The 19,199-nt window shown below is 70.7% G+C and carries 15 protein-coding genes and 2 pseudogenes; 12 read left to right on the top strand and 5 right to left on the bottom strand.

Annotated elements, in window-relative coordinates; translation table 11 throughout:
* Positions 1-605 (bottom strand): annotated as a pseudogene (locus AX737_RS03770) (amidohydrolase/deacetylase family metallohydrolase); the annotation flags it as partial.
* 122 nt (positions 606-727) lie between these two features.
* Here AX737_RS03770 and AX737_RS03765 point away from each other — a divergent pair.
* Complete coding sequence (locus AX737_RS03765) at positions 728-1,243, top strand: MarR family transcriptional regulator (RefSeq protein WP_066919117.1); 516 nt, start codon at positions 728-730, stop codon at positions 1,241-1,243.
* 43 nt (positions 1,244-1,286) lie between these two features.
* On the opposite strand, the gene AX737_RS03760 is transcribed toward AX737_RS03765, so the two are convergent.
* The gene (locus AX737_RS03760; protein ID WP_066919107.1) at positions 1,287-5,156 is read right to left on the bottom strand and encodes a PAS domain S-box protein; all 3,870 of its coding nucleotides are present in this window, start codon (positions 5,154-5,156) and stop codon (positions 1,287-1,289) included.
* Positions 5,157-5,455: 299 nt separating this feature from the next.
* On the opposite strand from AX737_RS03760, the gene AX737_RS03755 reads away from it, so the two are divergent.
* The 8 genes from AX737_RS03755 (at position 5,456) to AX737_RS03720 (ending at position 11,788) form a co-directional block, all read left to right on the top strand.
* Entirely contained in the window at positions 5,456-6,181 is a 726-nt protein-coding gene (locus AX737_RS03755) for a response regulator transcription factor (RefSeq protein ID WP_082772866.1), read from the top strand.
* Positions 6,182-6,268: 87 nt separating this feature from the next.
* On the top strand, positions 6,269-6,625 hold the full coding sequence (locus AX737_RS03750) for a hypothetical protein (RefSeq protein WP_156453514.1): 357 nt from the start codon (positions 6,269-6,271) through the stop codon (positions 6,623-6,625).
* A 325-nt stretch (positions 6,626-6,950) separates the two neighbouring features.
* Positions 6,951-7,955, top strand: a complete 1,005-nt coding sequence (locus AX737_RS03745; RefSeq protein ID WP_066919103.1) for a Crp/Fnr family transcriptional regulator — start codon at positions 6,951-6,953, stop codon at positions 7,953-7,955.
* Positions 7,956-7,967: 12 nt separating this feature from the next.
* Positions 7,968-8,192 (top strand): hypothetical protein, encoded by a 225-nt coding sequence (locus tag AX737_RS03740; RefSeq protein WP_066919101.1) that lies wholly within the window; start codon positions 7,968-7,970, stop codon positions 8,190-8,192.
* 366 nt (positions 8,193-8,558) lie between these two features.
* Positions 8,559-9,227: a TadE/TadG family type IV pilus assembly protein gene (locus tag AX737_RS03735; protein WP_156453513.1), complete on the top strand. Its 669-nt coding sequence runs from the start codon at positions 8,559-8,561 to the stop codon at positions 9,225-9,227.
* 1 nt (position 9,228) lies between these two features.
* Positions 9,229-9,846 carry a TadE/TadG family type IV pilus assembly protein gene (locus AX737_RS03730; protein WP_066919099.1) on the top strand — a complete coding sequence of 206 codons (618 nt, stop codon included), beginning with the start codon at positions 9,229-9,231 and terminating at the stop codon, positions 9,844-9,846.
* Entirely contained in the window at positions 9,831-11,150 is a 1,320-nt protein-coding gene (locus tag AX737_RS03725; protein WP_082772865.1) for a TadE/TadG family type IV pilus assembly protein, read from the top strand. The genes AX737_RS03730 and AX737_RS03725 overlap by 16 nt, the downstream gene beginning before the upstream one ends.
* A 452-nt stretch (positions 11,151-11,602) precedes the next feature.
* Positions 11,603-11,788 carry a hypothetical protein gene (locus AX737_RS03720; protein ID WP_066919097.1) on the top strand — a complete coding sequence of 62 codons (186 nt, stop codon included), beginning with the start codon at positions 11,603-11,605 and terminating at the stop codon, positions 11,786-11,788.
* 30 nt (positions 11,789-11,818) lie between these two features.
* On the opposite strand, the pseudogene AX737_RS03715 reads toward AX737_RS03720, so the two are convergent.
* Positions 11,819-12,549 (bottom strand): annotated as a pseudogene (locus tag AX737_RS03715) (VWA domain-containing protein).
* Positions 12,546-12,914 carry a DUF5682 family protein gene (locus AX737_RS03710; protein WP_066919095.1) on the bottom strand — a complete coding sequence of 123 codons (369 nt, stop codon included), beginning with the start codon at positions 12,912-12,914 and terminating at the stop codon, positions 12,546-12,548. The pseudogene AX737_RS03715 and the gene AX737_RS03710 overlap by 4 nt, the downstream one beginning before the upstream one ends.
* Before the next feature lie 1,530 nt (positions 12,915-14,444).
* Here AX737_RS03710 and oxc point away from each other — a divergent pair.
* From oxc to AX737_RS03695, 3 genes are all read left to right on the top strand, one after another.
* Positions 14,445-16,253, top strand: a complete 1,809-nt coding sequence (oxc, locus tag AX737_RS03705; protein ID WP_082772864.1) for an oxalyl-CoA decarboxylase — start codon at positions 14,445-14,447, stop codon at positions 16,251-16,253.
* A gap of 86 nt (positions 16,254-16,339) precedes the next feature.
* Complete coding sequence (locus tag AX737_RS03700; protein WP_066919093.1) at positions 16,340-17,047, top strand: esterase; 708 nt, start codon at positions 16,340-16,342, stop codon at positions 17,045-17,047.
* A gap of 146 nt (positions 17,048-17,193) precedes the next feature.
* Positions 17,194-17,655, top strand: a complete 462-nt coding sequence (locus AX737_RS03695; protein ID WP_066919109.1) for a hypothetical protein — start codon at positions 17,194-17,196, stop codon at positions 17,653-17,655.
* A gap of 346 nt (positions 17,656-18,001) precedes the next feature.
* On the opposite strand, the gene frc is transcribed toward AX737_RS03695, so the two are convergent.
* Positions 18,002-19,199 (bottom strand): formyl-CoA transferase (gene frc / locus AX737_RS03690; protein ID WP_066919091.1); only part of this gene is annotated, 1,198 nt, incomplete at its 5' end.

Here is a 19,199-nt window from a genome sequence, read left to right as displayed (position 1 = left end):
AGGTCCGCCCGCCGGCTGATCTCGGCGGCCATCTCCATCACCTTGATGCCCCAGCGGGCGAAGCCGCCGATCTCGGCGTGCCCCTTGATGCCGCGCACGAGGTCGCGGTTCTCGACCGCCGACTTCACGGTGGCGTCGATGTCGACGCCGTCCGGGCTGTAGAGGTTCGGGTAGAAATGGCCCTCCAGGCCGCCCACGAGATAGGCCGACAGGAAGGCCAGCACCCGCGTCTCGGCCCGCTCGGCGATGAAGTGGCGGAAACCCGGGAGCGTCATGCAGCTCGGGCCGCCCTGGTCGATCACCGTGGTGACGCCCGAGCGCACGCCGACCATGTCGGGGTTCAGGCCGAAGCGGCCGGTGACGTACTGGTAGACGTGCCCGTGGGTGTCGATCATGCCCGGCAGCACCAGCTTGCCGGAGACGTCGACGACCTCGGCCGCCGCGGAGGGCAGGATGGTCTCCTCGACCGCGGCGATGCGCCCGTCCCGCACCGCCACGTCGCGGATGCCGTCGATGCCCGAGGCGGGGCAGATCACGCGCCCGCCGCGCAGGACCAGATCGTAGCGGCGCGGGTCTTGGCGCAGATCATAGGGAGCGTTGTCCATCTCTCGACCTCGTGATCCCGGCCGACGCGGGCCGGCCTCGTTCTTGCCAAATGCGAAGCATGCTTCGTATCGGCATCCTGCATGTGGCGTGCCAAGGATGGAAGGATTATTTGAGCGTGATGATGGACGAGGGCCTGGATGTCGTTTCAACGCAGGCGCCGCTGGCGGAGGCGCCGGCGGCACCGCAGCTCTGGCCGCTCTCCGAGCGCCCCGGCTTCCTCGCGCGCCGGATGCACCAGATCCACGTCAGCCTGTTCTCAGAGCGTTGTGCCGCTTTCGGCGTCACGCCGCTGCAGTACAGCCTGCTCTCGCTGCTGCGCGACCTGCGGGAAGCCGACCAGACCACGCTGGCGAACGCGGTCGCCCTCGACCGGACGACGACGACGGGCGCCCTCAAGCGTCTGGCTGCCCGCGGATTGGTCAGCCGCTCGACCTCGCCGACGGATCGCCGCGCGCAGATCTGCCGCTTGACGGAAGAGGGCGCGGCGCTGCACGGCGCGATGGAGCCGGCCGCGCGCGCCGCGCACGCCCTGACGGTGGCGGGCCTGACGCCCGCGGAGCGCGAGCGTCTTACCGAACTCCTGGGCCGCGTCATCGCCGGCCACGATCACCGGAGGGGGCAGGCCGAGATCGCGTAGCGCGACGCCGGGTCGCGACGCCCCGCCCCGCTGTCGGGCGACCTCACGCCGAGTTCGTGCGCACGGAGCAGGCCTCGGGCGCCCGCTCCAGCTCCCGGAGCATGGATTCGGCGGATCGCGCCGCGCGGTCGGCCAGCCGCCGCACCCGCGCGAGGACGGCGAGGAAGCCGTCGAGCCCGTCGGCCGCCGACGACGCCTCGTCGAGCGCCTCGAGGTCGCGGCAGGCGGCGGCGAGGTCGCAGAAGCCCATCATGGCCGCGGCGGAGGAGAGCGCGTGCGCGCGGTGGCGCAGCCGTGCGCGCACCTCCTCGACGGCGGGATCCCCGTCGAAGCCGACATCGAGTTCGCAGACGAGGTGGCGCAGGACCTCGCGCAGGCGCGACGGCGCGAGGAGGCGGCGCACCGCGCTGCGGGCGGCCGCGTCGCGCTCGGCCGCCGCGGGCGCCGGCCCGGCCGGCAGCCAGCGCTCGATGGTCCCGCAGAGCGTGTCGCGGTCGAAGGGCTTGCCGACATGGTCGTCCATGCCCGCCTCGTGGAAGGCCGCGACCTGGTCCGGGAGCACGTTGGCGGTCATGGCGATGACGGGCAGCCGCGCCGCCGCGCCGGGCAGGCTCCGGATCAGGCGCGTGGCCGTCATCCCGTCCATGCCGGGCATCTGCACGTCCATCAGCACGAGGTCGAAGCCCCCCGCCCGGACCGCCTCGACGGCCGCCTGCCCGTCCGCCACGGCAACGACGGCGTGCCCGGCCCCCTCGAGCACGGCGCGGGCAAGCTCCCGGTTGATCGGCGAGTCGTCGACGAGCAGGAGCCGGCCGGCGCACCGCGCCACCGGGGCCGAGGCGACGGCGGGCACGGATTCCGGCGCCGAGGCCCGCGGCATGCGGACGGTGAACCAGAACGTCGAGCCGCACCCGTCGACGGAGGAGACCCCGATCTCGCCGCCCATCAGCCTGACGAGGTGCCGGCAGATCGCGAGCCCGAGCCCGGTGCCGCCGTAATCCCGCTGGATCGAGCCGTCGACCTGGCTGAAGCGCTGGAACAGCCAGCTCTGCTTCTCCTGCGGGATGCCGATGCCGGTGTCGATGACGCGGAAGTGCAGGCGCTCGTCGCCCGCGATCCCGACCTCGGGCGCGATGTCGAGGGTGATGGAACCCGCGCCGGTGAACTTCACCGCGTTGTTGAGCAGGTTGAACAGCACCTGCCTGAGGCGGTTCTCGTCCCCCAGCAGCCAGCGCGGAAGGGCCGGGTCCATCCGCAGCCGCAGGTCGAGGCCCTTGGCGTCGGCCTGTCCCCTGACGATCAGGACGCAGGTCTCGACCAGGGCCGGCAGGGCGAAGGGGCGCTCGACCAGCGCGACGGCGCCGGCCTCGACCTTCGAGAAGTCGAGGATGTCGTTGACGACGGTCAGGAGCGCGCTGCCCGACGACCGGACGAGCTCGGCCTGACGGCGGTTGCCCGGGTCGAGGCGGCCCGAGGCCAGCATGAGGTCGGTGAAGCCGATGACGGCGTTGAGCGGGGTTCGGATCTCGTGGCTCATCGCGGCCAGGAAGTCCGTCTTGGCCCGGTTCGCCCGCTCGGCCTCGGCGCGGGCCGCCTCGGCCACGGCCTTCGCCTCGGCGAGCGCGATCTCCGCCTCCTTGCGGGCGGAGATGTCGAGGGTCAGGCCGATGACCCGCCTCGAGCGTCCCCCGACGTCCGTCTCGACCCGGCCGATCGCCGCGATCCAGCGCATGCCGCCCTCCCGCAGCGGGATGCGGAACTCGGTGGTGTAGCTCCCGCCGCTCTCGACGGCCCGCTCCAGGTCGGCGAGGACCTGGGGCACGTCGTCGGGATGGGCGAGGCGCGTCCACTCGCGCGCGACGTCGATCTCGATCCCCCGCTCCGGCAGGCCGTGCTGGCGGGCGCATTCCGCGGAGAGGCGCACGCGGCCGGTGGCGACCTCGTAGCTCCAGGTCCCGGCCTGGGCCGCCCGCATCTCGGCCTCGTGCCGGTGGCGCTCGCTGAGGTCCATGGCGATGCCGAGGAAGCCGAGTTCCTGCCCGTCCTCCGCCCGCAGGATGCTGACGTTGAGCAGCACCGGTAGGCGCTCACCGCCCCTGGTCAGGTAGGTCCAGGCGTCGGAATTGGGCTGGCCGAGCCGCGCCCTGGCGACGAAGACCTCGAAGCCCGGCTCGATCGTCCGTCCGAGTTCCAGCGACAGGCGCCGCGCCTGCTGCGCGACCTCGACCGGATCGTGGAAGAGGGCCGGGCTCGCCCGGCCGACCAGCGCGTCGGCGGCGTAGCCCAGCATCCGCTCGGCGGCCGGGTTGAACAGGGTGATCGTGCCCTGCATGTCCGTCGCGATGACGGCGTAGCCCGCATGGTCGAGGACGGCCCTCTGGAGCGCCGAGCCGGCCTTCAGCGCCGCGGTCCGCTCGGCCACCTGCCGCTCCAGGGAGGCGTTGGCCGCACGGATGCGCTCCTCGCTCTCGACCTGGCGCGTGATGTCCCGGATGACGGTGGCGACGCCGGAGACCGTGCCGTCCGGCGCCCGGATGGGCGAGGCGCTGACCTGGACCGGCACGAGGCCGCCGTCCTTGCGTGCGCGGACCGTGCAGTAGGGCGCGACCGCCCTGCCCTGCCGGATCCGGACCAGGGCTTCCGCCTCCTCGCGCAGGAGATGGCCCGGGACCACCAGATCCTCCGCCCGCCGCCCGATCGCTTCCTCGGCCGTGTAGCCGAACAGCTGTTCGGCCGCCGGGTTGTAGTCGGTGATCACGCCCTCGAGCGTCTTGCCCACGATGGCGTCCTGGGCACTCTCGACGATGGCGGCGAGGCGCCCCGTCTCGATGGCGGCGAGCACGTCGCGGCGCCGCCCGGCGAGGTGGAGATAGATCAGGCCCGCGACCAGCAGCGCGCCGACGAAGACGATGACGGCGACGGTGACCGGCCGCGCGCGGTTCAGCCCCGCCAGGAACGGCGGCCGCGCGGCCACTTCGACCTCCCAGGTCCGGCCATGGATCGCCAGGCGCCGGGTGGCGACGAGGCCGCCGGCGGGCGCCGCCGCCTGACCGCTGTAGAAGCGTACGACCGCCTCGGGCGAGACGTCCCGGATGGCGACGTCGAACTCGTCGCCGTCGATGTCGAGGCCGGCCAGGACCTCGTCGATGATGAGCGGCGCGTAGGTCCATCCCACGGTCGCGGCGCGGCGCTCGTCCGGGGTGCCGGCGGGGGCTTCGAGACGCGTGACGGGCAGGTAGAGCAGGAAGCCCCGCTCCTTCAGCCCCGTCGCCTGCACGAGCGTGATCGGGGCCGTCATGGTCGCGGCGCCCGTCTCCATGGCTTGGCGCGCGGCCGCGCGCCGGTACGCCTCGGAGGCGACGTCGAGGCCGAGGGCCTCCCCGTTGCGGGCCACCGGCTCGACGTACTGGATCACCCAGCGCTCGCCGTCGTGGGGTTGGAGCTGGCGGATCTGGAAGTCGGGGGCGCCGTCGCGCCGCGCGGCCATCGTGAACGCCGCCACCTCGGCGGCCGGCACGCGGCGGATGAACCCGAACCCGCGCGCGCCGGGAAACTCGCGGTCGACGTCCCGGGTCCGCGCGTAGTGGCCGAAGCCCGCCCGCGTGATGCCCGCATCTCCGGCCACCGCGACGGCACCGCGGGCGCCCTGGACGGCGTAGGCGTAGCGGGCCATGCGCCCCTCGACGAGGGAGGCCACGCGGGTCGCCGCGACCTGGAACCGCTCGGAGGCGACCCGGGCGTTCCAGGCCTGCATCCCCTGGGCGGCCCCGAGCGCGGCGAGGAGGCCGAGGACGACGACCGCGAGCGCCGCGACGCAAGGGGCCGGGCACGCCACCGTCCGCCCGTGGAACGTGACGCCCTTCGTCCCGGATGGCGCCTCCGGCACCCCGTCCCGCGATCCGAGCCACGCCATCCGCGATCATCCCCACCCGAAGATCGTCACGCGCTCGGATGCGCGGCCGGATGCGCGGCCGGATGCACGGCCTGTCGCACCCGTCGTCCGGACCGGGTCCCGCATCCCTGCCCGGCTCGCACATCGACGCGTGCACGGGAGCCTCCCGCTCCCGGCACCCGATCGCGCCTGATCCACACGAAAACGCTACGATACATGAGGCCTAGGCGACCAGTAGGCTTCACGGGCTTGTTTCGAGGCGCAATAGGCTACTTGGACTATCGTCGTTGCGGGGGCGCCGCGTTCGAGGACCGTCGAGGATGACCCGCATCACCGGCACGGCCGTCATCGCCGACGACGATCCGTTCTTCCGCATCGCCCTCGCCAGCATTCTGACGGGGCCCCTCGGGATCGCGGAGGTGCATCAGGTCGGCTCTCTCGACGAAGCGCTCGAGGCGCTGGCCGAGCGGCCGGACATCCGCGTCGCCCTGTTCGATCTCGCGATGCCGGGCATGGAGAGCGCCGCCAGCCTCTCGGCGGTGCGGGAGTGCTTCCCGGACGTGCTCACCGTCGTGGTGTCCGGTTCGACCGACCGCGAGGACGTCTTCCTCGCCCTGCGGACCGGGGCCCACGGCTTCGTGCCGAAGGGATCGTCCGTGGAGGCGCTGATCCAGGCGCTGCGCATGGTCTTCGACGGCTTCGTCTACGTGCCGTCCTTCGTGACGCAGGGGCCCGGCGCGGCCGCGCCCCTCGCGAGGGGCGGGACGAACCGGGGAGAGCCCGCCGGGGACCCGACGGCGTCGCTGACGCCGCGCCAGCGCCAGGTGCTCGACCTGATCGTCGCCGGACAATCGAACAAGGAGATCGCCCGGTCGCTCGCGCTGGGCGAGGGCACCGTGAAGATCCACGTCGCGGCCCTGCTCAAGGCGCTCGGCGTGCCGAACAGGTCGGCGGCCGCGGCCTGGGGCGGCGCCAACCTCGCCCGGCAGCGCGGCGCACTAGACCGTTGGGTCTATTCGAGAACCTCGAACCGCCCATCAGGCTGAGGTGACGGCCCCGGCGGGCCGTGGCCTAACGGGTTCGACCGATCCGAGCGCCGAGATGCCCCCGTTCCCGACCCGATGGCTGATCCGATGCCCGATCCGATGCCCGATTTCGACCCGGCGACGCACGGACAGGTGGCGATGCTCCTGGGCGCGGAGCGGGCCGAGGAGATGCTCGGCCTGCTCCGCGGGACGATGGCGACGCTCTCCCGGATGTCCCAGGCCGAGCTTGCGAGCCCGGACGGTCTGAGCCTCGTCCACCGGCTCAAGTCGGAAGCGGGCCTGATGGGATTCGGGCGCCTCTCGCGGGCCTGCGCGGTCGTCGATGCGGCGCGGGCGGGCGGCGCCGTCCCCCGCGCGGCCCTGGGCGAGCTCGGCGCGGCCATCGGCTGGGCCCTGCGCCTCGCCGACGCGCTGCAGGAGCGCAGGCCCTGTCCGGCCCCCTGACGCCCACCCGCGGATTGAACGGGGGCGGAGCGGGGGCACGGCGGGGCGATCACCGGGCAAAGCGCCGCGGCGTTCCCCGTCGGCCATCCCGCGCGGCGCGGCGTCGAGAAGGCCCAAGCGACGCCGCCATCGCTGCGCAGATCCGATATTGCACCGCGACCGACCAGGCCACATCCGCCGCATTCGATCCCGCCACAAGGAAGAATCAGGATAAATCCAAACAAGGACGACATAGATCCGATCCCAAAACACCGATTTTATCACCAAGACATAGTTTTCGATATTCCACACAGGGAGGAAGCAATCCGCCTCGGAGGAGCAAAGCATGCCGATGACGGTCAGCGCACCAATCGCCCGGCTCGTCGATCTGGAGGATTCGGACCAGGATGCGTTCTGCAGTACCATAAGGTCTCGGAGACGCATTTCCGCCCGCGACGACGTCTTCAAGGAGGGGTTCGCCAGCCGGTACATCAGCCTGATCCTCTCGGGCTGGGCCTACCGCTACAAGCAGCTCGAGGACGGGCGCCAGCAGATCCTCGGGTTTCTCTTGCCCGGCGACCTGACGGAAGCCTCGCCCGTCAACGGATACCTGCTCGATCACTCCGTCGGCGCCCTCACCGACCTCATCTGCGCGGACATCTCTCACGAAGCGCTCGCGACGGTCTGCCTGAGCCGGCCGGCGATCCAGAAGGCCCTGGCCGGAGAGGCGCTGGCGATGTCCTCCATCCAGCGCGAGTGGCTGATGAGCCTAGGCCAGCGCACGGGAACGGAGCGCCTCGGCCACCTGCTCTGCGAGTTGTACTGGCGCCTCGGCCGGATCGGCTCCGTCCAGGCCGAGACCTTCACGCTGCCGGCCACGCAGGGCGATCTCGCCGCCGCGCTCGGCCTCTCCACGGTGCATGTCTGCCGGAAGTTCGCCGAGCTTCGTGAACTCGGTCTGGTTCAGACGTCCTGGAAGAAGGTCCACATCTGCGATGTCGCCCAGTTGCAGGCCCTGAGCTGCTTCCGACCCGACTACCTCTACTTCAGCGAGGCTTTGACGGGCGGCCATGGCTGGGCAGCCCATGGACCGGGCAGGCCCCCGGCCCACGAGGACGACATCTTCAGCCGCTCGAACGTTCCGCGCTGCCGCCGCCTGAGGAGCGAGCTCGAGGCGGCGGACTTCTCGCTCCTCCGGGAACTCGGCAGGTCGGGAACCTCGCATTGCGGCGCCGGATACAGCGTCCCGGGCGCCATCCTGAAGGCGTACTGCCAATCCGCCCTGAACTGCAGGATGGCCGCCCTGTCCGGATGCTTCGGCCGAAACGAGGCGAGCACCATCAAGATATAGGCTTCGCGTCGGATGGACCCCAAGACGCGTCCCAGGCCCGAACTGGGCAGCCGGCTCCTCGAGGGCTACCACATCGTCGCATCGCGGGGCAACGCGGTCACCACGGACCTCGTATGCCTCGACGCCGAGACCGATCTCGACGCGCTCATCGAGGCCGACCTCGCCTGCCTGCTCGTACCCGGAGAGATCGTCGATCTCTATCACGGCGATCGGTTCGTCGGGCGCGTCAGGGGCTGACCGGACGACCCGCCCGAGGGAAGACACCTCCCGCGACCGGCCATCCCGCCGGATCGCGCGGCCATCGGGGAGCGGCGCCGGAACACGGGACGCCACGGGGAGGCGGCATCGGATTACAGGTCCCGGCCGGCGCGAAGATCCGCGCGGGCTGCCGAATGGATCCGATTGCTCATCAGAACAAAGGGCACCCCGGATCGCTCGCAGTACATCGCAGCACATAGGCGGCGACGTATAGAGTCCTATCGTGCAAGCAACGCCGCTTATCTGCGACGTGGCGGGCAACGGTTTCGAAACGTTCAACCTATAGATGTGCGTCCTCTCCCATACGTCCCCACGGGCGATGGAGCGGACGGACGCAGGCGGACGATGAGGACAGGCCCTCGGGCGACACGGATCGTTGCAGCGTGGACCGGGCGGCCGTTCGGCGACGCCTGCCGCACGGTTCTGGGTGCCCGATACCGCTTCGCCGCGTCCCGCAGCGGGGCGACGGCCGTCGAGTTCGGGCTCGTGGCCCTGCCGTTCCTGGCCCTGGCCGGCGCCTCCCTGGAGGCGGGCATCACCTATTTCGGCCAGGGCATCCTGCAGCAGGCCGTGACCGATGCGGGCCGTCAGATCTACACGGGACAGTTCCAGACGGCGAATGCGGGCGTCACCGACAAGGCGACGCTGATCAGCAACTTCCGCACCGCGATGTGCTTTCCGGGGGGACGTCCGCGGATCACCACGTTCTCCTGCGCGAACGTGAGGATCAGCATCACGAAGGCGGCGAGCTTCGGCGCGGCCTCGCCCGCCCAGCCCACCGTCACCGACCCGAGCACCGGCACCTCGGACTGGAACCCGACGTTCTCGAACTATGCCTGCGCACGGGCGAGCGACGTGATGGTGGTGCAGGCCGCCGTGGACGTGCCCGTGTTCTTTCCGCTGCTCGGGTCGGCCTACGCCGCCCTGCCCGGCCGGCGCCGGCTCCTCCAGGCGGCCACCGTGTTCCAGGTCGAGCCCTTCAACTCGTCCAGCGCCTGCCCGTCGGGCACCTAGCATGGCCGCCCCGCCATCGATCGCCCGCCGAGCGGGCAGCTTCCGGGACGATGCGCGCGGCGTGGCCGCCATCGAGTTCGCGCTGGTGCTGCCGCTCCTGGTCGCGCTCTATTTCGGCTTGACGGAGCTGGTGCGGGCCGTCGACACCGGCCGCAAGGTCACGCTCTACGCCCGCGCCATCGCCGACCTCTCGGGCCGGGCCACCAACGGCAGCCCCACGACGGGCGACATGGCCGCGATCCTCGGTGCGTCCGACGCGATCATGCGGCCCTACCCGACCGCGAGCCTGCAGGTCGCCATCCACGCCATGGGCGTCGAGACGATCTCCGGCAACCTGTACGGCGGCGTCTGCTCCAGCTACCCGCAGAACGCGCGGCCCGTGCTCACCATCAACGGAACCAACGGCCTGCCGGCGACGCCCGCGACGTTCAACTACGACGGCGCCCGCTACGTCCTGGCCGAGGTCAGCCTCCCTTACGCGCCGGTCATCGGCTCGAATCTCTACCGGTGGATCTTCGGGCCGCGCGGCCTCGTGTTCAGCCGGCAGATCTCGTGGGCCCAGCGTCTCGACAAGGGCGAGGTCGTCATGCCGGGAGGTTCGAAATGCCCGACCTACTGACGCCCTCGCCGCAGCGCGCCGGAGCGGGGCGCAGGCCGCGCGGCCAGGGGCTCCTCGCACGCCTCGCCCAGGCGCGCGGCGGGCAGGTCGCACTCACCTTCGCGCTGCTCGCCATGCCGATCCTCTTCGCGGCGGGCGCGGCCGTCGATTACGGCCGGCGCAACGCCGCCAAGGCCCAGCTGGACGCGGCCATCGACGCCGCGGTCCTCGGCATCATCGCGCGCAAGACGAACACGATCACCGCCGACATGCTGGACAGCGCCCGCGCGCAGTTCATGGCGGACGCGGCCAAGGTGCCGGGCGTCACCGTCACCTCTTTCGTTCCCGTCCCGATCCCCGGCGTCTCGCAGGTCGGCCTGAACGCCACGTACACGGCGACCGTGAGGACGACGCTCGGCAACCTGATGAAGGTGCCCACCATGGGCATCTCGGGCCAGTCCGGCAGCCTGCGCAACGTGGCCCAGTACATCGACTTCTACCTGCTGCTCGACAACTCCCCCTCGATGGGGCTCGCCGCCACGGCCGCCGACATCAGCAACATGAAGCGCGTGGCCGGCGGCTGCGCCTTCGCCTGCCACCTCCTCAACAGCAACGGAACCGAGAACACTAACGACAACTACAATATCGCCAAAAGGAACAATGTAAAGCTGCGCATCCAAGTCCTTCGGGACGCGGTCGCGAACCTCGTGGACTCGGCCAAATCGAGCATGAGCCTGATCCAGCAGTTCCGCATGGAGATGTGGACGTTCAGCGACATCCAGACGCGCCTGATCCAGCTGACGAACAACCTCGACCAAGTGAGGACCGCATCGGGCCAGATCGACCTCGCCTACTCCTATCAGGACCAGCGCGACAACCAGACGGCCTTCGAGCGCGCGATCGCCAAGATGACCGCCACCATCCCGGCGAGCGGCACGGGCGTGACCCCCCTGGATCCGATCCGGTTCCTGTTCTTCGTGACGGACGGCGTGCAGGACACGCCGATCGACGGCAAGATGAGCAATCAGAGCGCAGGGTTCAAGATCAACGGCAACCGCTTCATCAGCGCGATCAATCCCGACACTTGCCAGGCGATGAAGAACAAAAACATCAAGATCGGCGTCATCTATACCCAGTACCTACCTTTGTACGACAACGACTTCTACAACGCGTACGTCAAGCCGTTCGAGAACAAGATCGGCCCCCTGCTCAGCGACTGCGCCACGGACGGGCTGTATTTTTCCGTCACCACGAACGGAGACATCAACCAAGCCATGCAGCAGCTCTTCACCGCCGCCCTCTCGTCCGTCAGGATAACCAACTGAGCGGCGTCGCCCTGTCGCCCCGGGCCGCGCATCTCGCACGCGCCGCGGACCGGATGCCCGGTGCCGGGCGGGCGGCCGACGGGGCGGCGCGGCGGAAACGCCGGACGACGCGCGGTCCCGCGGCGGCCGTTACATTCCCCGATCCGCTGTCGTGCCGGAGTCGTTGCACGCGCGGCCCCGAGCGCGAATGATGGCGCGGTCGGTCCCCGGGCCTCGATCGATCCCCTCGACGAGCGTCCCCCGGGATCGGTGACGCACGTCCTCGCCCGCCCGGCCCAGGCCGCGGCGGGCCTTTTTCGGGCTCGCAGCCCCCGCCCGACGCGGTCGATCCATAGCCTCGGCACGCGCAGGGTGTGGAATCGGGGGATCCCCGGGCGCCGTCGTCGCGGGTGAGGAACCATCGGCGCGCCGTCCCTCTTGCCAACCCGTCAACTTCAGCAAGGGACGGCTTCATGGCCAAGGACGTGACGACCTACACCATCAAGGAGGCGCTCGCCGCGCGCGTCGACGACCATGTCGAGATCGCGGTCGAGACGCAGGACGGCACGAAGCTCAAGCTCAAGGCGACGCCCGACCAGCTCGACGCGCTGGTGGGAGACCTCGAAACCATTCTCGACGCGGACGACGCCGCGGCCTGATCGCCGCGCCGATCCTCGCCGGCGGCCGGGTCAACGGGCGCCGGCATCGGCCGGCACCGCCGCGATGCCGGCGCCGGCCGCCCAGGCGGCGAGGTCCTGCTTGCGGATCGCCGCCATCATCTCCGGGGAGCGGTCGGGCGTGCAGCCGAAGGCGGGCACGCCGAGCGCCGCGAGGCGGGCGGCGAGCCCCCGGTCGTAGGCGGGCACCCCCTCGTCGGAGAGCGCCAGCAGGGCCACCATCTGCACGCCCGAGGCGACGAGGCGCTGGGCTTGAGCCAGCAGCCCCGCCTCGACCCCGCCCTCGTAGAGGTCGGAGATCAGGACCAGGACCGTGTCCTCCGGTCGGGTGATGCGCTGGGCGCAGTAGCCGACCGCCCGGTTGATGTCCGTGCCGCCGCCGAGGAGCGCGCGCATGGAGATCAGGGTCGAGACGAGGCTCACGTCGGGCTGGACCGCCTCCAGCATCTCGGGCTCGGCCAGCATGCGCTTGAGGTCGAGCCGCTCGAAGGCGTCGCGCTGCATCACCTGCACCACCGAGGCCGGGAAGCTTCGCGGATGTCGCCGAGCCAGCGCGGCACCGAGGGAGCGGAGGCGCTCAAGGACCCCGTACGGTCGGAATCGTAGAGGGCGCCCATCGCCCGGTCGAGGCGCAGGTCGTGCTCGCGGAGGCGGACCTGCGTGCCGTCCGACGGCCCCCCGCCCAGGACGAGGCGCCAGCGGCGCAGGCGCTCGGCCTCGTCCGCGCAGTCGGTCTCGCTCATGCGGCGTCTCGGGTCGTGCGTGCCGGCTCGGGCCCGAGCAGGAGGCGCAGGATGGGCAGCACCTGCGCGGCCCGCGCCGCGTCGAAGAATTCGGGCCCGGCCGGCCCGGCGACGGGCGCGCCGCCCGGCCGGGCCAGCGCCTCGCCGATCATCCGGCGCTCGGGCGCGGCGATCGTCGCGACGGTGCGGCGCACCAGCGGCAGCAATTCGGTGAAGGTCTCGGGATCGAGGCCGGAGAGCCAGTCGTCCACCACGCCGAGCAGGCCCTCGCCGTGAATCAGCACCGTGCCGCTGTCCTCGAGGAAGCCCTCGATCCAGGCGGCGGCGGGCAGCGCCCCGGCGGCGCGCGGAAGACGGCGGCGCACTCAGCCGGCCCTCCGGTCGCGATCATGCCCCTCGACGTGCCCCTGCGCGGCCCCGCCGACCGCGCCGACGAGGCCGCGATCGCCGCCGCGGCGCGGGAGGCCGGAAGGGCGGCCGTCGCCGAGGACCGGCCGAGCCCGGGTGCTCCCGGGCGACACCGCGCTCGACGCGGTCGGGCGGGTTCCGGGAGGGCAGATCTGATGCCGCGCTTCGCCGACCGGGCCTCCGCGGCGGACGGGCCGATCGCGTTGTGGAATCCGCCTCCTGTTCGGGCGCGACCGGGTGAACGACGCCGCCCGCGTCGCGGGTCTGCACGCGTTCGGCGCGCGGCACGGCGCCAGCCCACCGTGGACCGGAGCCTGCGCCGCGTCGAGCGGCAGGCCTCGGCGGGGCCGTCGGCGGGTGTTGCGGGGGGGCGACAAGGCCGACCTTCATGCTTCGTTAACCACTTCGCGCCGTCGCAAACCGCCCCCCGGACCGCTATGGTGGGAGCAGAGACAAACGCCAGTCCGCCGCCATGACCACCGCCGCCGAAAACCTCCTGCTCCAGCATCGTGAAGTCGTGGCCGTGACGGTCACATCGGGGGCTTTCTTCGCGGCCCTGTTCTGCCTGACCTGGATCATCGCCTGATCCGGCCGCGGAGAGGCGGAGCGTTCGGGCTCCCCGGTTGCCTGTGGCGTGGGTCGCCTGCGGCCCGGGCTCTGCCCCGGGACTGAAGCCAAGTATCCGCACCAAGGATCCGCGCGATCCGGCTTCCGGCCGATCGCCTTGGTATGGTCCGTCCTCCGTCACCTCGGAGCCGCGAAGCGGAACCCGCGGTCCATGAACAAAGCCGCGCGTCGTCCCGATGCTTCGGTGTGCATGGATCCCGGCTTCGCTCGGCGAGCGCTCCGGCAAGCCCTCGGCAATGACGGCGGTGAAAGCCCGACAGGCCCCATCGACCGGAACCTGTAGGATATCCGCGGCGTGCCGTGCGGTCGCGCCGCTGCGCGGCTCTGTTCCCCGGTGCCCGAGACACGTAGGTCCGGGCGTGCGGGACACGGAGGACGCACCTCACCGGCCACGGCCGGCGATGGGCGGCGCGCGCCCGCACGGCTCGGGGCCCGTGACGCTCTTCACTCTCCGCGTGCAGGGAGAGAGCGGGCGCGCTGAGCGCAGCGAGGCCGATCCTTGAGCGTGCGGTTGCCGTGCCCTGCGCCGCCTTCCGCCCAGCTAGACGAAACCGCCGCTCTGTCACTCGGCCTCTGGCATGCCAATTGACACCCCGGGCGAATCGGCACAGTCTCGCCTGGTATACAGTAGACCAAAACGGAAGAAGATGGGTCTCGCGCCGCGGGATCCCGACCCGAGCGGCGTTGAGGCCGGCGGGCCGGATGTTCACTGCCGAACTCGGCCCCGTCAAGGCGGGCCGAGACCGTCGGCGGCGCGGCGCGACGCTTCACGAGCCCCGGCCGGCCCGGACGCCGACCGTGCCCGCCACCCGACCAGACCGCCCGAAGGCGGCGCCGCGGACGAGACGCAGGAGGAAACCATGGACCGCAACGCCCAAGATCCGAGCATTCGCGAGACGAGCGCCCAGGACCGGATCCCGCTCGACCGCGTCGAGGAGAAGGTCGATCACATCGAGAGCCCCGCCGCCGACGAGCCGGAACTCACCGACGGCTTCAACCTCGTCATCGACGCGCTGAAGCTCAACGGCATCGAGACCATCTACGGCGTTCCGGGCATCCCGATCACCGATCTCGGCCGCCTCGCGCAGGGCCGCGGCATGCGCGTCGTCTCCTTCCGCCACGAGCAGAACGCCGGCAACGCGGCGGCGATCGCGGGCTACCTCACCAAGAAGCCGGGCGTCTGCCTCACGGTCTCGGCCCCGGGCTTCCTCAACGGCCTGACGGCGCTGGCCAACGCCACCACCAACTGCTTCCCGATGATCCTGATCTCGGGCTCCTCCGAGCGCGAGATCGTCGACCTGCAGCAGGGCGACTACGAGGAGATGGACCAGCTCGCCGTCGCCAAGCCCCTCTGCAAGGCGGCCTTCCGCGTGCTGCACGCCTGCGACATCGGCATCGGCGTGGCGCGCGCCATCCGCGCGGCCTGCTCGGGCCGTCCGGGCGGCGTCTACCTCGACCTGCCCGCCAAGCTGTTCTCGCAGGTGATGGACGCCGCGGCCGGCGAGGCGTCGCTGGTCAAGGTGATCGATCCGGCCCCGGCCCAGCGCCCGGGCGAGGACGCGATCCGGCGGGCCCTCGACGTGCTCAAGACCGCTGAGCGCCCGCTCATCGTGCTCGGCAAGGGTGCGGCCTACGCCCAGGCCGACGAGGCAGTGCGCGCGCTCGTCGAGCAGAGCGGCATCCCCTACGTGCCGATGAGCATGGCCAAGGGCCTGCTGCCCGACACCCACCCGCTCTCGGCGGGCGCGGCGCGCTCCACGGCGCTCAAGGATTCCGACGTCGTCCTGCTGGTCGGCGCCCGCCTGAACTGGCTCCTGTCGCACGGCAAGGGCAAGACCTGGGGCGCGCCGGGCTCGAAGAAGTTCATCCAGATCGACATCGAGCCGAAGGAGATGGACTCGAACGTCGAGATCGTCGCGCCGGTGGTGGGCGACATCGGCTCCTGCGTGCAGGCGCTCCTCGACGGGATGGGCAAGGACTGGAAGGCGCCGCCCTCCGCGTGGCTCGACACGCTGAAGTCCAAGAAGGAGGCCAACGTCGCCAAGATGGAGCAGAAGCTCCGTCGCAACGTCGCCCCGATGGACTTCCACGGCGCGCTCGGCGCCCTCAAGACCGTCATCGCGGAGCGGCCCGACGCGATCCTCGTCAACGAGGGCGCCAACACCCTCGACCTCGCCCGCGGCGTCATCGACATGTACCAGCCGCGCAAGCGCCTGGACGTGGGCACCTGGGGCGTGATGGGCATCGGCATGGGCTTCGCGGTCGCGGCCGCCATCGAGACCGGCAAGCCGGTGCTGGCGGTCGAGGGCGACTCGGCCTTCGGCTTCTCCGGCATGGAGGTCGAGACGATCTGCCGGTACGACCTGCCGGTCTGCATCGTGGTCTTCAACAACAACGGCATCTACCGCGGCACCGACACGGACCCGACCGGGCGCGACCCCGGCACCACGGTCTTCGTGAAGGATTCCCGCTACGACCGGATGATGGAGGCCTTCGGGGGCGTCGGCGTGAACGTCACCACCCCGGACGAGCTGAAGCGGGCCGTGGATGCGGCGATGGACTCGGGCAAGCCGACGCTGATCAACGCGGTGATCGACCCGCAGGCGGGCAGCGAGAGCGGCAACATCGGCAACCTCAACCCGCAGAGCCAGCTCAAGAAGAAGGCCTGATGCGCCGCCTCCCCTGAGGCGAACGCCCCGCGCCGCGGCCCTCCCGGGGGCCGCGGCGTTTCTCGTTTACGGACCCGGAGTTCCCGATGCTCGACGGCCTCCCGCTCGATCCCGCCCTGGCGGGCCGCCTGAGCGCGCGCCCGCGCCTGCCCGACCGTGAGCCGCTGCCGCCGGGCCGCCACGCCCTCGGGCTGTTCCCGGAGCGCGACGCGGTGCTGGTGGTGCCGGAGGGGATCGACCCGCGGGCCCCCTCCCCGCTCGCGGTGCTCTTCCACGGCGGCGGCGGCAGCGCCGAGCGCATCCTGCCGATGCTGGAGGAGCACGCGCGCGCCCGCGGCTTCCTGCTGCTCGCGCCGCAATCCCTCTTCCCGACCTGGGACCTCGTGATCGCCGGCAACGGCCCGGACCGGGAGCGGCTCGACGAGGCCCTCGCCCACGTCTTCGCGCGCTACCTGATCGACCCGCGCCGCCTCGCCTTCGCGGGCCACTCGGACGGGGGCAGCTACGCCATGTCGATGGGCCTCACCAACGGCGATCTCGCGAGCCACGTCGTCGTCTCGTCGGCCGGCTTCCTGACGGTGCAGATGCAGGCGGGCAGCCCGCGCCTCTTCCTCTCGCACGGCACGCGGGACGAGCAGATCCCGATCGACCGCAGCGCCCGCAGGCACGCGCGCCTGCTTCGGGAGGCGGGCTATGACCTGACCTACGTGGAGTACGAGGGGCCGCACGCCTGGAACCCGGACGTGGTGACCCGCGCCGTGTCGTTCTTCCTGGACAATCCGGCAGAGGCCTGAGACCGGGACAGGTGCGGACTGACGGCGCCGGCGACCCCGCCGCGGCGTCGCCGCCTGCCCAGGATCACAACTCCATCAGCTCAGCCATGCAAGAGGCTGCTCGCGACCCGTTGCGGACCCACCATACCCATGGCTGAATGCCCTCCATGGTGGGCGAACAGGATGAAGCGATCTACCGTGAAGTGCCCGGCGGCGCGGAGCTTCTGCGTTGGTTCGGTCGCGTCCCGAGCTTTCACGACGCTGAGATTTTGAGCCTCGATCTTCGACGCAAAGGGCAGAGCACGCTTCGCCTTCATGGCTGGATCACGACGGACAAGGTCGGCGAGGGCGGCTTTCTCGTGCTCGAACGAAAGGCTATCGTGTCGTTTGCCCTTGATGGGATCATGGATCTGCAACTCGATGGCTTCAGCAAACAGAACGTCATCGGTGGGCTGATCCTGCGCTGTGCGCCTGACCGCCCCGAACGGCGGGGCTACCTTGCGCTCGATCCGTTGCCAGGAGACATCGAGATCGAGCTTGAGCCCTGCTACGGCTTGGATGGTCTGATCCGTGCGCGCTCCGTCTCCATCACCTTCCGACCGGGCGCGCCGGATGATGACGACGCCTAACGTCCGCTCACTACCGATTTCGTTGAAAAACTCGGGGCCGGTCCGAAGTAGTATCGCGCCCGGAGCCTGTCGGACAAAATCTTGCTGCCGCGCCCCTCAGGATACGTTGCGATCGTGGCATCGTCTGGTCGATAGAAGACATATATTCTCCTACGACCTATGTTGTGCAATACTTGGCGCGCCGCCTGGGAGTTTTTCAACGAAATCCACCCCGAGCGGCCCTTCGCACGGTCAATTGATCGGGAGACGGGGCAAAACGACGAGACGGCGCGCCCCGTCGGGGACGCGCCGTCTCTTGGAACCGGAGCCGTCGAGCCGCGCCGGGAGGGCGCGGCCCGGGCTGACGTCAGACCGCGCGCGCTTCCTGCAGCGCCTTGATCTGCTCGGGCGTGTAGCCGAGGTCCTGCAGCACCTCGCTGGTGTGCTCGCCCAAGAGCGGCGAGGCCTTCACCTCGACGTCCATGCCGGAGAACTTGATCGGGCTGCCGACGGTCAGGTACTTGCCGAGCTTCGGGTGGGGCACCTCGACGATCGTGCCGCTGGCGCGCAGCGACGGATCGTCGGCGATCTCCTTCATCGAGAGAACCGGCGCGCAGGGGATGTCGAACTTGCGCAGGATGTCGACCGCCTCGAACTTGGTCTTGTCGGCCAGCCAATCCTCGATGAAAGCGAAGATCTGGAAGATCTTGTCCTGGCGCGCGCGGGGCGTGTTGTAGGCCGGGTCGTCGATCCACTCGGGCTTGCCGAGCGCCTTGCAGATCGGGGCCCAGGCATGGCCCTGGATCGTGAAGTAGATGTAGGCGTTCGGGTCCGACTGCCAGCCCTTGCACTTGAGCACCCAGCCCGGCTGACCGCCGCCGCCCGCGTTGCCGCCGCGCGGCACCACGTCCGAGAACTCGCCGTGCGGGTACTGCGGGTACTCCTCGAGGTAGCCGAGCGCGTCGAGGCGCTGCTGGTCGCGCAGCTTCACGCGGCAGAGGTTGATCACCGAATCCTGCATCGAGACGGCGACCTTCTGGCCCTCGCCGGTCTTGTTCTTCTGATGGAGCGCCGTGAGGATGCCGATGGCCAGATGCATGCCGGTGTTCGAGTCGCCGAGCGCGGCGGCCGACACGGTGGGCGGGCCGTCCCAGAAGCCGGTGGTCGAGGCGGCGCCGCCCGCGCACTGCGCCACGTTCTCGTAGACCTTCAGGTCCTCGTAGTGGTGACCGTCCGAGAAGCCCTTCACCGAGGCGAGGATCATGCCGGAGTTCAGCTCCTGGATGCGGGCCCAGGAGAAGCCCATGCGGTCGAGCGCGCCGGGGCCGAAATTCTCGACCATGACGTCGGATTCGCGGATCAGCTTCTCGAGCACTTCCTTGCCCTGGGGCGTCTTGGTGTCGAGCGTCAGCGAGCGCTTGTTGGAGTTCAGCATCGTGAAGTAGAGCGCGTCGGCGTCGTCCACGTGGCGCAGCTGCGTGCGGGTGACGTCGCCGGCGCCCGGCCGCTCCACCTTGATCACGTCGGCCCCGAACCAGGCCAGGAGCTGCGTGCAGGCGGGACCC

It is taken from the genome of Methylobacterium sp. CCH5-D2 (assembly GCF_001556475.1).
Lineage (GTDB): Bacteria > Pseudomonadota > Alphaproteobacteria > Rhizobiales > Beijerinckiaceae > Methylobacterium > Methylobacterium hispanicum.
The sequence above is the reverse complement of the archived record's forward strand: the minus strand, read 5'-3'. Positions and strand labels throughout refer to the sequence as shown.

Coding starts and splice junctions, on each gene's coding strand:
- AX737_RS03765 (WP_066919117.1), top strand. CDS start 728: ATGGACGAGGGCCTGGATGTCGTTTCAACGCAGGCGCCGCTGGCGGAG.
- AX737_RS03760 (WP_066919107.1), bottom strand. CDS start 5,156: ATGGCGTGGCTCGGATCGCGGGACGGGGTGCCGGAGGCGCCATCCGGG.
- AX737_RS03755 (WP_082772866.1), top strand. CDS start 5,456: ATGACCCGCATCACCGGCACGGCCGTCATCGCCGACGACGATCCGTTC.
- AX737_RS03750 (WP_156453514.1), top strand. CDS start 6,269: ATGCCCGATCCGATGCCCGATTTCGACCCGGCGACGCACGGACAGGTG.
- AX737_RS03745 (WP_066919103.1), top strand. CDS start 6,951: ATGCCGATGACGGTCAGCGCACCAATCGCCCGGCTCGTCGATCTGGAG.
- AX737_RS03740 (WP_066919101.1), top strand. CDS start 7,968: ATGGACCCCAAGACGCGTCCCAGGCCCGAACTGGGCAGCCGGCTCCTC.
- AX737_RS03735 (WP_156453513.1), top strand. CDS start 8,559: ATGAGGACAGGCCCTCGGGCGACACGGATCGTTGCAGCGTGGACCGGG.
- AX737_RS03730 (WP_066919099.1), top strand. CDS start 9,229: ATGGCCGCCCCGCCATCGATCGCCCGCCGAGCGGGCAGCTTCCGGGAC.
- AX737_RS03725 (WP_082772865.1), top strand. CDS start 9,831: ATGCCCGACCTACTGACGCCCTCGCCGCAGCGCGCCGGAGCGGGGCGC.
- AX737_RS03720 (WP_066919097.1), top strand. CDS start 11,603: ATGGCCAAGGACGTGACGACCTACACCATCAAGGAGGCGCTCGCCGCG.
- oxc (WP_082772864.1), top strand. CDS start 14,445: ATGGACCGCAACGCCCAAGATCCGAGCATTCGCGAGACGAGCGCCCAG.
- AX737_RS03700 (WP_066919093.1), top strand. CDS start 16,340: ATGCTCGACGGCCTCCCGCTCGATCCCGCCCTGGCGGGCCGCCTGAGC.
- AX737_RS03695 (WP_066919109.1), top strand. CDS start 17,194: ATGGTGGGCGAACAGGATGAAGCGATCTACCGTGAAGTGCCCGGCGGC.